This window comes from Brevundimonas intermedia (assembly GCF_027922165.1).
GTDB lineage: Bacteria > Pseudomonadota > Alphaproteobacteria > Caulobacterales > Caulobacteraceae > Brevundimonas > Brevundimonas intermedia.
On the sequence record NZ_BSFD01000010.1, the window covers coordinates 138,247 to 151,528 of the forward strand.

The 13,282-nt window shown below is 66.1% G+C and carries 16 protein-coding genes; 12 read left to right on the forward strand and 4 right to left on the reverse strand.

Going from position 1 to position 13,282, the window contains the following annotated elements; genetic code table 11:
- Positions 1–76 precede the first annotated feature (76 nt).
- From rpsF to alr, 7 genes are all read left to right on the forward strand, one after another.
- Positions 77–463 (forward strand): 30S ribosomal protein S6, encoded by a 387-nt coding sequence (gene rpsF, locus PKE72_RS13360; RefSeq protein WP_040349448.1) that lies wholly within the window; start codon positions 77–79, stop codon positions 461–463.
- 12 nt (positions 464–475) lie between these two features.
- On the forward strand, positions 476–754 hold the full coding sequence (gene rpsR / locus PKE72_RS13365) for a 30S ribosomal protein S18 (RefSeq protein WP_008259463.1): 279 nt from the start codon (positions 476–478) through the stop codon (positions 752–754).
- Position 755: 1 nt separating this feature from the next.
- Complete coding sequence (gene rplI, locus PKE72_RS13370; protein ID WP_271165877.1) at positions 756–1,340, forward strand: 50S ribosomal protein L9; 585 nt, start codon at positions 756–758, stop codon at positions 1,338–1,340.
- A 193-nt stretch (positions 1,341–1,533) separates the two neighbouring features.
- Entirely contained in the window at positions 1,534–1,899 is a 366-nt protein-coding gene (locus PKE72_RS13375; RefSeq protein WP_271165878.1) for a hypothetical protein, read from the forward strand.
- Between the two features lie 126 nt (positions 1,900–2,025).
- A complete protein-coding gene (locus PKE72_RS13380) occupies positions 2,026–3,516 on the forward strand; it encodes a replicative DNA helicase (RefSeq protein WP_271165879.1) in 1,491 nt (496 codons plus the stop codon).
- Positions 3,517–3,561: 45 nt separating this feature from the next.
- Positions 3,562–3,813, forward strand: coding sequence for a hypothetical protein (locus PKE72_RS13385; RefSeq protein WP_267513585.1), 252 nt, complete (start codon positions 3,562–3,564; stop codon positions 3,811–3,813).
- A 48-nt stretch (positions 3,814–3,861) separates the two neighbouring features.
- Positions 3,862–4,902 (forward strand): alanine racemase, encoded by a 1,041-nt coding sequence (alr, locus tag PKE72_RS13390; protein WP_271165880.1) that lies wholly within the window; start codon positions 3,862–3,864, stop codon positions 4,900–4,902.
- On the opposite strand, the gene PKE72_RS13395 is transcribed toward alr, so the two are convergent.
- Complete coding sequence (locus PKE72_RS13395) at positions 4,899–5,534, reverse strand: Yip1 family protein (protein ID WP_271165881.1); 636 nt, start codon at positions 5,532–5,534, stop codon at positions 4,899–4,901. The genes alr and PKE72_RS13395 overlap by 4 nt on opposite strands.
- A 200-nt stretch (positions 5,535–5,734) precedes the next feature.
- On the opposite strand from PKE72_RS13395, the gene radA reads away from it, so the two are divergent.
- From radA to PKE72_RS13415, 4 genes are read left to right on the forward strand one after another with little or no spacing between them, the layout of a single operon-like run.
- On the forward strand, positions 5,735–7,114 hold the full coding sequence (gene radA, locus PKE72_RS13400; RefSeq protein ID WP_271165882.1) for a DNA repair protein RadA: 1,380 nt from the start codon (positions 5,735–5,737) through the stop codon (positions 7,112–7,114).
- 28 nt (positions 7,115–7,142) lie between these two features.
- On the forward strand, positions 7,143–7,739 hold the full coding sequence (locus PKE72_RS13405) for a CvpA family protein (RefSeq protein WP_271165883.1): 597 nt from the start codon (positions 7,143–7,145) through the stop codon (positions 7,737–7,739).
- 26 nt (positions 7,740–7,765) lie between these two features.
- The gene (gene purF / locus PKE72_RS13410) at positions 7,766–9,271 is read left to right on the forward strand and encodes an amidophosphoribosyltransferase (RefSeq protein ID WP_271165884.1); all 1,506 of its coding nucleotides are present in this window, start codon (positions 7,766–7,768) and stop codon (positions 9,269–9,271) included.
- A 55-nt stretch (positions 9,272–9,326) separates the two neighbouring features.
- Positions 9,327–10,079: an SDR family NAD(P)-dependent oxidoreductase gene (locus PKE72_RS13415; protein ID WP_271165885.1), complete on the forward strand. Its 753-nt coding sequence runs from the start codon at positions 9,327–9,329 to the stop codon at positions 10,077–10,079.
- 7 nt (positions 10,080–10,086) lie between these two features.
- On the opposite strand, the gene PKE72_RS13420 is transcribed toward PKE72_RS13415, so the two are convergent.
- Entirely contained in the window at positions 10,087–10,971 is an 885-nt protein-coding gene (locus PKE72_RS13420; protein ID WP_271165886.1) for an oxidoreductase, read from the reverse strand.
- 143 nt (positions 10,972–11,114) lie between these two features.
- Between PKE72_RS13420 and PKE72_RS13425 the strand changes: the two genes are divergently transcribed.
- On the forward strand, positions 11,115–11,993 hold the full coding sequence (locus PKE72_RS13425) for an AraC family transcriptional regulator (RefSeq protein ID WP_271165887.1): 879 nt from the start codon (positions 11,115–11,117) through the stop codon (positions 11,991–11,993).
- A gap of 412 nt (positions 11,994–12,405) precedes the next feature.
- On the opposite strand, the gene PKE72_RS13430 is transcribed toward PKE72_RS13425, so the two are convergent.
- Complete coding sequence (locus PKE72_RS13430) at positions 12,406–12,756, reverse strand: hypothetical protein (protein WP_271165888.1); 351 nt, start codon at positions 12,754–12,756, stop codon at positions 12,406–12,408.
- Positions 12,757–12,798: 42 nt separating this feature from the next.
- Positions 12,799–13,266, reverse strand: coding sequence for an NUDIX hydrolase (locus PKE72_RS13435; RefSeq protein ID WP_271165889.1), 468 nt, complete (start codon positions 13,264–13,266; stop codon positions 12,799–12,801).
- Positions 13,267–13,282 lie beyond the last annotated feature (16 nt).

Below are 13,282 nucleotides of genomic sequence, written 5' to 3' on the forward strand. Positions count from 1 at the left end.
CGCCGCGCCAGGAGCCATCATAGAGACCGACTTACCCGGTCGTCTCTGTGCCGACGCCCACAAGGGAGACTACCGCATGGCTCTTTACGAGCACACGGTCATGACGCGCCAGGATATCTCGGCGCAGCAGGCCGAAGCGCTGAACGACACCATCAAGGACCTGATCGTGCAAGGTGGCGGTTCCGTCGCCAAGATCGAGTACTGGGGTCTGCGCAACCTGACGTACCGCGTGAAGAAGAACCGCAAGGCTCACTATTCGCTGCTGGCCGTCGACGCCCCTCCGGCCGCCATGGCCGAAGTCGAGCGTCAGCTGGGCATCAACGAAGACGTGCTGCGCTGGCTGACCGTCCGCGTCGAGGAACTCGACCTGGAACTGTCGCCGCTGCTGGCCCGCCGCGAGCGTGAACGCGAGCGTGAGCGCGAGCGCACCCCGCGCGACGACGCCGCCGCCGACGCCGAATAAGGAACCCGGAACATGACCGATACCACCGCCCCGACCCCGGGCGCCCCGGCTGGCTCCGGCGCCGCCGGCCGCCGCCCCTTCTATCGTCGCCGCAAGGTCTGCCCGTTCTCGGGCGCCAATGCGCCGAAGATCGACTACAAGGACGTGAAGCTGCTGCAGCGTTACGTCTCCGAACGCGGCAAGATCGTGCCCTCGCGCATCACCGCCGTCTCCCAGAAGAAGCAACGCGAACTGGCCAAGGCCATCAAGCGCGCTCGCTATCTGGCCCTCCTGCCGTACGTGGTGAAGTAAGATGAAGGTCGTTCTGCTGGAACGCGTCGAGAATCTCGGCGCCATCGGCGACGTCGTGTCCGTCAAGGACGGCTTCGCCCGTAACTTCCTTCTGCCGCGCGACAAGGCCCGCCGGGCCACCGCCGCCAACCTGAAGGCGTTCGAACTCGACCGCGCCGCCATCGAGCAGCGCAACGAAAAGAACAAGGCTGATGCACAGAAGGTCGCCGACAAGATCGACGGCCAGACCTACATCATGATCCGTCAGGCCGGTGAAACCGGTCACCTGTACGGGTCGGTCGCCGGTCGCGACGTTGCCGAGGCCATCCAGGCCGAAGGCGGCAAGGTCGAGCGTTCGCAGGTCGTCCTGAACACGGCGATCAAGACCCTGGGCGTCCACGAAGTGCCGGTCCGCCTGCACGCCGAGGTCCGCGCATCGGTCAAGATCAACATCGCCCGTTCGATGGATGAAGCCGAGCGTCAAGCCAAGGGCGAGGACGTGATCCGCAGTCAATTCGACGATGAGCGCCAGGCCGCCGAGCAATCGGCCCAGGAACTGATCGAAGGCGGCGCCGGTCAACAAGAGGGCTTCGGCGACGAAGCCTGATCCAGACCCGGCCCTTAAAGGTCGGATCGCCGGAAACATCAGGGGCGCGTTCCGAAAGGGACGCGCCCCTTTTGTTTCAGTCGTCTATTTTTGCAGGAAGATTACCAAAGCTTCAGAGCCACGCGAAATTCGCGCCGCCGTCGCGCCACATATCGGCGATCAATCTGCGCGCTTGACTTAGGAGGGGTTCGATATGAAGGCCAAAATCATCGCGGGGGTCTTGGCCTTGTCGCTGGTCGCGGGGGCGGCTCAGGCCATGTCGGTGCAGGAATTCCTGACCACCGCCGCCGGCATTCCCCAGAACCCCGCCGCCCTGCTTCGATCCGACACCCGGCGGCTGATGGGCGAGTTTCGCGGGGCGGCGCGGACGGTGCGCGCCGAACAGACAGCGGCGACGGCGGCGGGACGCACGCCCGCGACCTGCATGCCGGACAAGGTCGGCTTTTCGCCGGACGAAATACTGGGCCGGTTCAACACTATTCCGCAGGCCCGTCGGAACATCAGCGTGACCCAGGCCATGCGCGAATGGATGATCGAGAAATACCCCTGCCCGGGCTAAGCCAGCCAGGTTCGACGCTTCGCGATTAAAGAATTCCCGTTCGCCCACAGGGTGGATGATCTGTCCACGGTCGCGGCGACGTCCCGGACTGACGCAGGCGCCTGTCAGGGATAAAGCGTTAAGACAATGAACGCCTTCGCCCCCCTGCCCTTCTCGTCCTCGCCGATGGATTCCAGCGGCGTCGCCTCGATGCCTCATAACCTGGAGGCCGAACAGGCGCTGCTGGGCGCGCTGATGTTCGACAACGGCGTGTTCGAACGGCTCAGCGACCGCCTGCGCGGCCAGCATTTCTACGAGCCCTTCCACCAGCGGCTGTTCGAGGCGATCGAGGATCATATCCGCCAGGGCATGCTGGCCGAGCCGACGATCCTGATGGAACGGTTCAAACAGGACCCCGCCTTCCAGGAGTTCGGCGGCCTGCGCTATTTCGCCGACCTGGTGGACCGGGCGCCCCCTGCGGCAAACGCCCCGGACTACGCCCGGGTGGTCTATGACACGGCGCTGCGGCGCGACCTGATCCGCATCGGCGGCGAAATCATCAAGGAAGCGCCCAATCCCGAGACGCCCGCCGACGAACAGATCGAACAGGCCGAACAGACCCTGTATTCGCTCGCCGAGACCGGCAAGCCATCGTCCGGCTTCGTCAGCTTTTCCCACGCCTTGTCCGGCGCCGTTCAGATGGCGGCCGAAGCCTATCAGCGCGAAGGCAAGCTGGCGGGATTGGCGACAGGGCTGAACGATCTGGATCGCAAACTGGGTGGGCTGCACCCCTCCGACCTGCTGATCCTCGCCGGCCGTCCGTCGATGGGCAAGACCGCGCTCGCGACCAACATGGCCTTCAACGTAGCCCGGGCCTATCAGTGGGAGCCGACGCCCGAGGGCCGCAAGACCGTCAACGGCGGGGTCGTCGCCTTCTACTCACTGGAAATGAGCGCCGAACAGCTGGCGATGCGGATACTGGCCGACGCGTCGGGCGTGTCCTCTGACAAGCTGCGCAAGGGCGAGATCGACGCCACCGACTTCGGCAAGCTGCGCGACGCGGCGGTCGAGATCGGCGAGAGTCCCCTCTACATCGACGCCACCGGCGGCCTGTCCATGTCCAAGCTGGCGGCGCGGGCGCGACGGCTGAAGCGTATGGAGCATGGGCTGGACCTGATCATCGTCGACTATCTGCAACTGGTCACGACCGGCGACAGCGGCGGGCAGAAGAACCGGGTGCAGGAGGTGTCGGAGATCACCGGCGGCCTGAAGGCCCTGGCCAAGGAACTGTCGGTGCCGATCATCGCCCTGTCGCAGCTGTCGCGTCAGGTGGAACAGCGCGAAGACAAACGGCCGCAACTGTCTGACCTGCGCGAATCCGGCTCGATCGAGCAGGACGCCGACTGCGTGATGTTCGTCTATCGCGAAAGCTACTACCTGGGCCGGGCCGAGCCGCGCGAAGGCACGGAGGAACACCTGCAATGGCAGCAGGACATGGACCGGCTGCAAGGCCAGGCCGAGGTCGTCATCGGCAAACAACGCCACGGCCCCATCGGCATCGTCAAACTGGCCTTCGACGCCGACACGGTCCGGTTCGGGAATCTGGCGCACGGCTATGAGGAAGTCAGCTACGAATAGCAGGCGGCTGTTGACCTGGGCCGCAAACAGGCCCCTTGGGTGCGGATGGCCAGCGAAACCGTCTACATCCTCCAGACCTATGTGCAGGGGCGCGGCAAGGGGCTGAAGGCCGAGCCGCAGGTGGGCTGCAAAGACGCCGAGGAAGCGCGGCGCAAGGCCGAGCGGCTGGCGCCCCTGCGGCTGGGCGTGGTGGCCTTTTCGGTCTCGGCCGACACCGAGATGGGCGACTACGACGAAGAACCGACCATCATCTTCAAGTCCGGACGATTGCCTCCGCCGTTCAGCGACGAGGATTGATCGCTCCCGGCTCTTCCATCGTCGGGAACTTGCGGCATAAGGGCCGCCATGCCCTCCCCCGCCCTGCTGTCCGTCGATCTGAACGCCCTGGCGCGCAACTATCACACGCTGGGAGCCCTGACGGGCGTTCCGGTACATCCGGTGGTCAAGGCCGACGCCTATGGGTTGGGCGCCGAGGCGTGTGCGACACGGCTGATGGCGGAGGGGGCGCGGACCTTCTTCGTGGCCCGTACGGACGAAGGGGCGGCGCTGCGGACAGCCCTTGGCGACGCGCCCGTCATCTATGTCCTGGACGGTTGCCACAACGGGGCGGCGGGCGTGCTGAAGGCGGCGGGCCTGCGGCCCGTTCTTAACCAACCGGCGCAGATGAAGGCCTGGACCGAGGCCGGCGGCGGGGCCTGCGGCATACAGATTGACACCGGGCTGAACCGGCTCGGCTTCCGGCCTGAGGATGCGCCAGAAGCCTTCGACGGGGTTGGATTGGTGATGAGCCACCTCGCCTGCGCCGATGAACCGGACCAACCGATGAACCGGCGTCAGCGGGACCGGTTCGCCGGCGTGACCGAACGCTATCCCGGCGTGACGCGATCCTTCGCCAATTCGGGCGGCTGTTTTCTGGGGCAAGACTACGCCTTCGACGCCGTGCGACCGGGCGTCTGCCTGTACGGCGGCGGCCCGCAGGCGCGACAAGACGACCGCATCGCACCTGTCGCCACCCTGACCGCCGAAGTCTTGCAGGTGCGCGACGTGTCGGCGGGCGACAGCATCGGCTATTCTCGGGGGTTCGTGGCCGAACGCCCGATGCGGGCGGCGGTTGTAGCGGCGGGCTATGCCGACGGGGTTCTGCGCGCCTATGGAGCGCTTGGCGAAGTCTGGGTCGCGGGCCAGACCCGGCCGCTGCTGGGCCGGATCTCGATGGATGTCTGCACCGTCGATGTGACCGGGTTGGATGTCGCGGCCGGCGACCGGGTCGAACTGTTCGGGGCCAATCGTGCTCTGGACGCGGCGGCGGCGGCGGCAGGGACCATTAGCTACGAACTTCTGACCGCAATCACCGCCCGCGTTCCCCGCGCCTATGTCGGTACCTAGCCGCCAGCAATGGCCGGCATCCCTGCGCCGGCGATAACGAAACTGGCGGCGATCGTCCCCACGATGGCGCTGATGATGAAGGACATCACAAGGCCCAGGATCACGGTGACGATGAAATAGCCGACGGCCTTTTCAGCGGGGACCTTCATCAGCACCGGCAGACCCAGGTACAGCAGATAAAAGCTGTACAGCCCCAATATCGACAGGACGCCCAGCATCGGGATCAGGCCGAACACACCGACCAGCCAGGCCGCCGTATAGGAATAGACCGCCACCTTCATCGCCTGGACGGGGTTGCCGGTCCCGCCGAAATTGGGGGCGAGGGCGTTGATGATAAGGCCCAGAACATAAACGGCGACTAGCGACAGCACATAGCTGACTGCGGCGACGAGAAGCGCGCCGACGATCGACATGGGCGTGCCGAACACGGGCAGAAGCTGTCCGCCGATCAGGCTGCAGATCGGGCCGATGGCGGCCAGGATCATGGCGTAGCGCGTGAAAAGGCTGCGGGTCGTGGCGAACTCGCCGTCGATGCGCGCCCATTCAAGCTTCGGCTGAAGGATGATCCCCTTCACACGTGCGATCAGGGCCGGATCGACGGCGGGTTGCGACGGGGGCGACTGATCGGTCATGGGCGGCCTGCAAACTGAGACGAGACGGAGATAGACGTCGCATCAGTTCTGCGGGACTGAGCCCACCGATCTTATGCGACACAATCTCAACCCGGAACTAAGGCAAAGGTTGCGGCTGCGACCGGAAATGACGTCGCGACGGTGCAAAGAGCGACCCTATTGCAGCGCCCCATCGGCCGCTCCCGCTGCTAAGGAAACCCATGGCTCGCGATTCCGCCCTCTACGTCTGTCAGTCCTGCGGCTCGGTCCACGGCAAGTGGTCGGGCCAGTGTTCGTCATGCGGGCAGTGGAATACCCTCACCGAAGAGAGCCGGTCGGCGCCTCCCGGCGCGATCAAACCCTCGGCGGCCGCTTCGGCGCGCGGCCGTGGGCTGCAGTTCGAAACGCTGCAATCCGACACCCCCGAACCGCCGCGCATCACGACGGGCGTAGCCGAGTTCGACCGGGTCTGCGGCGGCGGGGTGGTGCCGGGTTCGGCCATTCTGCTGAGCGGCGATCCGGGCGTGGGCAAGTCCACCCTGCTGCTGGAAGTAGCGGCCAAGGCAGCCCTGCGCGGCGCACGCATCGCCTATATCTCCGGCGAAGAGGCGGTTGAACAAATCCGCGCGCGGGCCAAGCGGATGGGGCTGGAACAGGCGCCGGTCAATCTGGCGGCGGCGACGGCCCTGCGCGACATCCTGGGCACGCTGAAGCGCGAACAGTTCGACATCGTCATCGTCGATTCGATCCAGACCCTGTGGTCCGACGTCCATGAGAGCGGCCCCGGCTCGATCACCCAGGTCCGGGCCTGCGCGGGCGAGATGGTGCGGCTTGCCAAGACCCAAGGGGTGGCGGTCGTCCTGGTCGGACACGTCACCAAGGACGGCCAGGTGGCCGGGCCACGCGTGGTCGAACACCTGGTCGACGCCGTCATGACCTTCGAGGGCGAGCGCGGCTATCCGTTCCGCATCCTGCGCGCCGGCAAGAACCGGTTCGGCGCCACCGACGAGATCGGGGTGTTCGAAATGGGCGACAGCGGCCTGCGCGAAGTCGCCAATCCGTCAGCCCTGTTCCTGGGCGACAGCAAGGACCGGGCGCCCGGCGCGGCGGTCTTCGCCGGGATCGAGGGATCGCGGCCGGTGCTGGTCGAGATCCAGGCCCTGGTGGCGCCCTCCGCCTATGGCACGCCGCGCCGGGCGGTAGTGGGCTGGGACTCCGGTCGCCTGGCCATGCTGCTGGCGGTGCTCGAGGCCCGGTGCGGCCTGGGGTTCGGTGACAAGGACGTCTATCTGAACGTCGCGGGCGGCCTGCGGATCAATGAGCCGGCGGCGGACCTGGCGGCGGCGGCGGCCCTGATCAGCTCCGCGCTGGACATGCCCCTGCCCCAGGGCTGCGTCGTGTTTGGCGAGATCGGCCTGTCAGGCGAGGTCCGAAGCGTAGGCCGGGCCGAGGCGCGGGTTCGGGAGGCCCAGAAACTGGGCTTTGAACATGTGCTCTGCCCGCCCCTTGCCCAGAACGGCGGCAAGACCAAGGGGGTCAAGGTGACGTCGGCGACACGTTTGACGGATGTGGTCGAACGAATCTCGCAAAACCGCTATTAGACAGACGCAACAGCCGCTGGACCCCTGAGTGACCGGTTACGACGTCTTCGCCATCGTGGTGATTCTGTTCTCCGCAGCAGCCGGCTGGGTGCGTGGTGGCGTGCGCGAGATCATCACCCTGCTCAGCGCCCTGCTGGCGGCGCTGGTGGCCCTGGTCACCCTGCCCTGGACGGCGATGCTGGGCCGGGCCCTGGTCAATCCGGACTGGGCCGGGACCATCCTTGCGGCCATCGTCGCCTTCCTGATCGTCTATTTCGGCATCCGCATCTTCGGCTCCTATCTGTCGAAACAGGCGCAGGCCCATCCTCAGTTGGGCGGCGTCGATCGGTTCATCGGCGTCTTCGTCGGAACCGGCCGCGCCCTGGTGCTGTTGGGGGCCGTCCATCTGGTCATCGTGGCCGCCATGCCGGGCGAACGGACGCCGCGCTGGCTCAGCGAAGCCGCCCTCTACAAGGTCAGCGCCGTGGGCGCCCGGGCCATTCAGATCATCCTGCCCGGGATCGGGCGGGGCGCCGATGCGATCACGCCTGTGGTGGATTCATCCGTGCGCAAAGGGTTTTCGAACGACGAAGCCTTGCCTCGGACGCAATCCGAGACTAACTCGCCGCGCGAAGCCGCCCCGTAAGTTTCCCCGGTCATCGGAGCCCCACGATGCGCCACCATATCGCCGATCCCGTCGTTCACCGCGAGCACTGGCGCGAGCCGGAGGACGACCAGCTTCGTCTGGAGTGCGGCGTCTGCGGCGTCTGGGGCGCTGACGAGGACGAAGGCTCGGCCATCGTCGCCCTGGGCCTTCACGCCCTGCAGCATCGCGGCCAGGAAGCCTGCGGCATCGCCAGCGTCAAGGACGAACGGTTCCACACCGAACGCCACCAGGGCCTGGTGGGCGAAGCCTTCGGCGGCGCGGACCTTATGACCCGTATGCCGGGCCGCGCGGCCGTGGGCCACACCCGTTATTCGACCGCCGGCGGGTCCTTCCTGCGCAACATCCAGCCGATGTTCGCCGACCTGGACCAGGGCGGCATCGCCATCGCCCACAACGGCAATCTGACCAATTTCAAGTTTCTGCACAGCCAGCTGGTCAGCGAAGGCGCCATCTTCCAGTCCACCTCGGACTCAGAAGTCATCCTCCACCTGATCGCCCGCAGCCGTAAGGCCAAGATCGTCGACCGCTTCATCGACGCCTTGGCCCGGATCGAGGGCGGCTACGCACTGGTCGCCCAGACCCGTCACAAGATGATCGGTGCGCGCGATCCCCTGGGTATCCGCCCGCTGGTGCTGGGTCAGGTCGGCGAGGCCTGGGTTCTGGCCTCCGAGACCTGCGCCTTGGACATGATGGGCGCCACCTTCGTGCGTGATGTCGAACACGGCGAGGTCGTGGTCATCGACGAGAACGGCCTGGAATCGATGAAGCCCTTCCCCGCCCGCGCCGCCCGCCCCTGCCTGTTCGAATACGTCTATTTCTCGCGCCCGGACTCGGTCGTGAACGGCCGCTCGGTCTATGAGGTTCGCAAGGAGATGGGTCGCGGCCTGGCGCGCGAACTGGGCGTCGAGGCCGACATCGTCGTGCCGGTGCCGGACTCGGGCGTGCCCGCGGCCTTGGGCTATGCTCAGGAGAGCGGCATCCCCTACGAGATGGGCATCATCCGCAGCCACTATCTGGGCCGCACCTTCATCCAGCCCAGCCAGGGCGCCCGTCAGAAGGGCGTTCGGATGAAGCACAGCCCCAACAAGTCGGCTTTGGCCGGCAAACGGGTCGTGCTGATCGACGATTCCATCGTGCGCGGCACCACCTCGGTCAAGCTGGTCCGCGCCGTCCGCGCCGCCGGCGCGACGGAGGTCCACCTCCGCTCGGCCAGCCCGCAGATCCTGTTCCCCGACTTCTACGGTATCGACATGCCGGAACGGGCGCAGCTGCTGGCGGCGAACAAGACGCTGGAAGAGATGCGCGAACTGCTGGAGGTCGATTCGCTCGGTTTCCTGTCCATCGACGGCCTGTACCGCGCCATGGGCGAGACCGGCCGCAACAACGCCGCCCCTCAATTCACCGACCACTATTTCACCGGCGACTACCCCACCCGTCTGCTGGATCGCGAGATCGAGGAAGGCGGCCGGGAATTTGGGGCCAAGCAATTGTCGCTGCTCGTCAGCGCCTAACTCCACCGCGTGGCGGGCCTTGGCTTGAGGGTCAAGGCCGCGCTATCAGCGCTCTATGTCAGAACTTCCCCTGAACGATCGCATCGCCCTCGTCGTCGGGGCCTCGCGCGGCATTGGCTACGAGAGCGCTCTGGCGCTGGCCAAGGCCGGCGCGCACGTGGTCGCCACGGCAAGGACGCAAGGTGGGCTGGAAGAACTGGACGACGCCATCTTCGCCGCAACTGGTAAGCACGCGACCCTGGTCCCGTTCGACTTGGTCGATGGCGGCGGGATCGACCGACTGGGCGGCGCCATCTTCGATCGTTTCAAGAAACTGGACATCTGGGTCCAGGCGGCTGCGACCATGGGGCCGTCGGGCCTGACGCCGGTGGCCCATGCTGACCCACGCGAGTTCGCCAAGGTCGAGAAGGTCAACTTCACCGCAGTCTATCGGCTGATCCGCTCGCTGGAGCCGCTGCTGCGCGCCTCCGACGCCGGACGGGCGATCCATTTCACCAGCAGCGTGGCGGCGACGCCCCGCGCCTTCTGGGGCATGTACGCCGCGACCAAGGCCGGCGCTGAGGCCCTGATGAAGGCTTGGGCGGACGAGGTGGAGAGCACCTCCATACGCGTCAGCATCGTCGACCCCGGCCGTATGCGTACGGCCATGCGCGCCCAGGCTTTCCCCGGCGAGGACCCGCAGACCCTGCCCCACCCGTCCGAGATCGGTCAACTGGTCGTCGATCTTGCGCGCGGCGACGCCACGCCCCCGCCGACGATCCGCTTCCGCAACTGGAAGGCCGGCCCGACGGCGGAAGCGCTGGTCTAAGGCAAAGTCAGCCCCAGGCGCCAGCGCCCGGCTCCTCACGGAACGAGAAGTCACCGTCGGTCGACTGCGACAGGTCGCGCCAGGCCTCTAACTCCGTCGTCAGCCCCGCGATCTTGCCCTCGATCATGCCGACGGCGTCCGTCCCGGCCGCCCATCGCACGGGCGGGTTTTCCGCATTGGCCAGGGTCACCAGAGCCTGGCCCAGCTTGACCGGATCCCCCGCCTGATTATGGCTGCGAGCGTCATAGAATTCGCGAATTGCGGCCGAGGCCTGGGCGTAGTCGGCGATGGGGTTGGCGGCGTAGACCACCGAGCTCGCGTCGAGGAAGTCGGTGCGGAAGAAGCCCGGCTCGACGATGGTCACATGGACGCCGAAGGGGCTGACTTCCTGGGCGATGGACTCGCTGAAGCCCTCGATCGCGAACTTGGAGGCACAGTAGATCGAGCCGGACGCCCCGCCGACCATCCCTCCCACGGACGAGACGTTGAATACATGGCCCGAGCGCTGGGCCCGCATGACCGGCAGGACGGCGCGGGTCATGTCGAACAGGCCAAAGACATTGGTGTCGAACTGGGCGCGGGCGTCCTGAGGCCGGGTCTCTTCGAACAGGCCGAGGTAGCCGTAGCCGGCGTTGTTGACCAGGACGTCGATCCGGCCGAAGCGAGCCACAGCGGTCTCGACGGCGGCCGCGATCTGGGCCGCGTCGGTGACGTCCAAGGCCAGAGACAACAGGGCGTCGCCATCTTCGCCGAAGGTTTTGACAAGAGCCTCACGGCGACGGCCGGTGACGACAACACGGTCGCCAGCGTCCACGGCGGCTTGAGCGATGGCGGCGCCCAATCCGCGGGCCGCGCCGGTGATGAGCCAGGTCTTGGGGGTCGGGGTTGTCATGGAAGTCTCCTCTGTCTGACGGCGAGGAGGAAACGCCCGATTGCCGGTCCGGCGTTAGGGCGATCCGGGCGAAGTCTTGCACAATCCTGTCAAACCACTCCCGGTCACTTGCGCGAGTGTGACGAGAAGCGTTGGATGCAGACATGAGCCACTTGCCCGAAATGAGCGACATCGTTGCGCGCCACGCGCCGCCCGACCTGTCGCGCTCGGCCGTGCCGGGCCTGCGCCTGTATGGCAGCGACGCGCCGACTCGGATGGTGTCGGTGAACTATGATCCCATGCTGTGTCTGGTGGTGTCCGGCGGCAAACAGACGATCCTCGGCGAGACCGTCTATTCCTATCGGGCCGGCGACTGCCTGGTGGTGTCGGCGGAACTGCCGGTTTGCGGCAGCATCATCGAGACCCCGTACCGCGCACTGAGCTTTGACCTGAACCCCGCAACGATCGCCGGACTGATGCTGGAAATCGACGCCCCCGCCGCGGCGGATCAGCCCCCTCCATCCGGCATACATGTCACGCGGCTAGAAGACGAACTGTTGGAACCGATGGCGCGCCTGCTACGCCTGCTGGACCGTCCACACGAGATCGCCATGATGACGCCGATGATCGAGCGAGAGTTGATCTGGCGACTACTTCACAGCCGGCACGCAGCGACCGTGCGCCAGATCGGTTCGGCCGAAAGCCGCTTATCGGGCGTCGGCCGCGCCATCGACTGGATCCGCGCCAACTACGCCGAACCGATGCGGGTCGAGGCCTTGTCGGACTTGGCGGGGATGAGCTTATCCACTTTCCACCGGCATTTCCGCACGGTCACGACCATGAGCCCGCTGCAGTTCCACAAACAGGTGCGACTGCGTGAGGCGCGTGCCAGACTCTTGACCGGCGCCGACGGAGCGGCGGAGACCGGTTTTGCCGTCGGCTATGACAGCCCATCCCAGTTCAGCCGCGAATACGCCCGCCAGTTCGGCCTGCCGCCCAGCCGGGACGCGGCGCGGATGCGCGAAAGCCTGATGCCCGGCTGACCATTCGTCCCCAGGAGCCACATCCGATCCCAGCGGCGTTAGCGACGGCGGCGGCGGGCAGGACGGCGGGGCATGACCCTGTTCGCCCGTCTGCTCATTCTGCATATCTCACTGGCCTGGTCGCTGTCTTGATCGGTCTCGCCCAGTTGGACCCGCTAGGGATCGTGCGCCCATCGGTGGTGGGGACGGTTGTTTGCAGGCCTTATGATCACGCTTCTGGCCTGCGCCCGGGTGATGACGGCCTTACATTTCAATACCTAGTTCCTGGCCCTGGCGCGGGTTTGTGGGGTGCAGCCACTGTCGGACGGGGCATGGCGACTGACGATGGAGAGCGGCGCCGAACGGGTGGTCAGCCGCACCTACCGGGACGCCGTACTGGCGCGGCTGGGACGTAAGTCTTAAACCACACCGATCAACCAGCGATGAAGCGATCTGCCCCGATGGCCCTGCGCTCGCATGATGCATAGGTGTTCACCTCCGCAATGTAGCGGTTCAAGGCATCGACGTAGCCGTTCATCTGCGTGACATAGCCATCAAATGCGGCTGCGTAGGTTTCCATCTGACGATTGTAAACTGCGATCACGGAGGCGCGGCAGTTGTGCCTGGATCGAGCTTCATCCACACAGGCCGGGACTGCAGGGCGCTCGGGCTTAGTCGGACGAATAACCGGAGGAGGCTCGGGAACCTTGCATACGCCGGGCGGCGGCTCCTCAGCCTGAAAAATGAGCGCGAGCGCGATAGCCGCAATGGCGAAATTGTCCATAGCCCCTCCGGCTGTGACCATGGCAAGACCACGGCCTAATCGTCAATCTTGGATTCTAGAAAGAAAATCCGCCAACTCCGCCGGCCAGATCGTCTCGTCAGAAGCGTGGATGTCATCGAGACTCCGCCAGCGGTGTTCAGCCAGGATGCGGTGCTCCTCCTCGGTCCAACCGGTAGAGGACAGGTCGAAGGTTTCAGTGCGGAGCAGGAAAAACCGTTGATCCACATCCGCCATGCGGCCGTCGGGGAGACGGAAGCTGACACGCACACGTGCGACCTGGGGGCCTGGATCGGCGACGACCAATCCGGTCTCCTCGAACAGTTCGCGTCGAGCCGCCTCCTCGTAGGTCTCGCCGGGTTCGCAACCGCCTCCGGGCGTGGCCCAGAACTCAGATCCCGCGATGGGGCCGTCGGTGAAGGCGAACCGGAACAGCAGCACCCGTCCCTCCCCGTCTAGGATCAGCCAGCGCGCAGTCGGACGATCGGGAAGGACGGGATCGGCCGAGATCATATCCTAGACCTTGGCG

Bases quoted from the DNA above. Each gene is read 5' to 3' on its own strand.
- rpsF (WP_040349448.1), top strand. From the start codon at position 77: ATGGCTCTTTACGAGCACACGGTCATGACGCGCCAGGATATCTCGGCG.
- rpsR (WP_008259463.1), top strand. From the start codon at position 476: ATGACCGATACCACCGCCCCGACCCCGGGCGCCCCGGCTGGCTCCGGC.
- rplI (WP_271165877.1), top strand. From the start codon at position 756: ATGAAGGTCGTTCTGCTGGAACGCGTCGAGAATCTCGGCGCCATCGGC.
- PKE72_RS13375 (WP_271165878.1), top strand. From the start codon at position 1,534: ATGAAGGCCAAAATCATCGCGGGGGTCTTGGCCTTGTCGCTGGTCGCG.
- PKE72_RS13380 (WP_271165879.1), top strand. From the start codon at position 2,026: ATGAACGCCTTCGCCCCCCTGCCCTTCTCGTCCTCGCCGATGGATTCC.
- PKE72_RS13385 (WP_267513585.1), top strand. From the start codon at position 3,562: ATGGCCAGCGAAACCGTCTACATCCTCCAGACCTATGTGCAGGGGCGC.
- alr (WP_271165880.1), top strand. From the start codon at position 3,862: ATGCCCTCCCCCGCCCTGCTGTCCGTCGATCTGAACGCCCTGGCGCGC.
- PKE72_RS13395 (WP_271165881.1), bottom strand. From the start codon at position 5,534: ATGACCGATCAGTCGCCCCCGTCGCAACCCGCCGTCGATCCGGCCCTG.
- radA (WP_271165882.1), top strand. From the start codon at position 5,735: ATGGCTCGCGATTCCGCCCTCTACGTCTGTCAGTCCTGCGGCTCGGTC.
- purF (WP_271165884.1), top strand. From the start codon at position 7,766: ATGCGCCACCATATCGCCGATCCCGTCGTTCACCGCGAGCACTGGCGC.
- PKE72_RS13415 (WP_271165885.1), top strand. From the start codon at position 9,327: ATGTCAGAACTTCCCCTGAACGATCGCATCGCCCTCGTCGTCGGGGCC.
- PKE72_RS13420 (WP_271165886.1), bottom strand. From the start codon at position 10,971: ATGACAACCCCGACCCCCAAGACCTGGCTCATCACCGGCGCGGCCCGC.
- PKE72_RS13425 (WP_271165887.1), top strand. From the start codon at position 11,115: ATGAGCCACTTGCCCGAAATGAGCGACATCGTTGCGCGCCACGCGCCG.
- PKE72_RS13430 (WP_271165888.1), bottom strand. From the start codon at position 12,756: ATGGACAATTTCGCCATTGCGGCTATCGCGCTCGCGCTCATTTTTCAG.
- PKE72_RS13435 (WP_271165889.1), bottom strand. From the start codon at position 13,266: ATGATCTCGGCCGATCCCGTCCTTCCCGATCGTCCGACTGCGCGCTGG.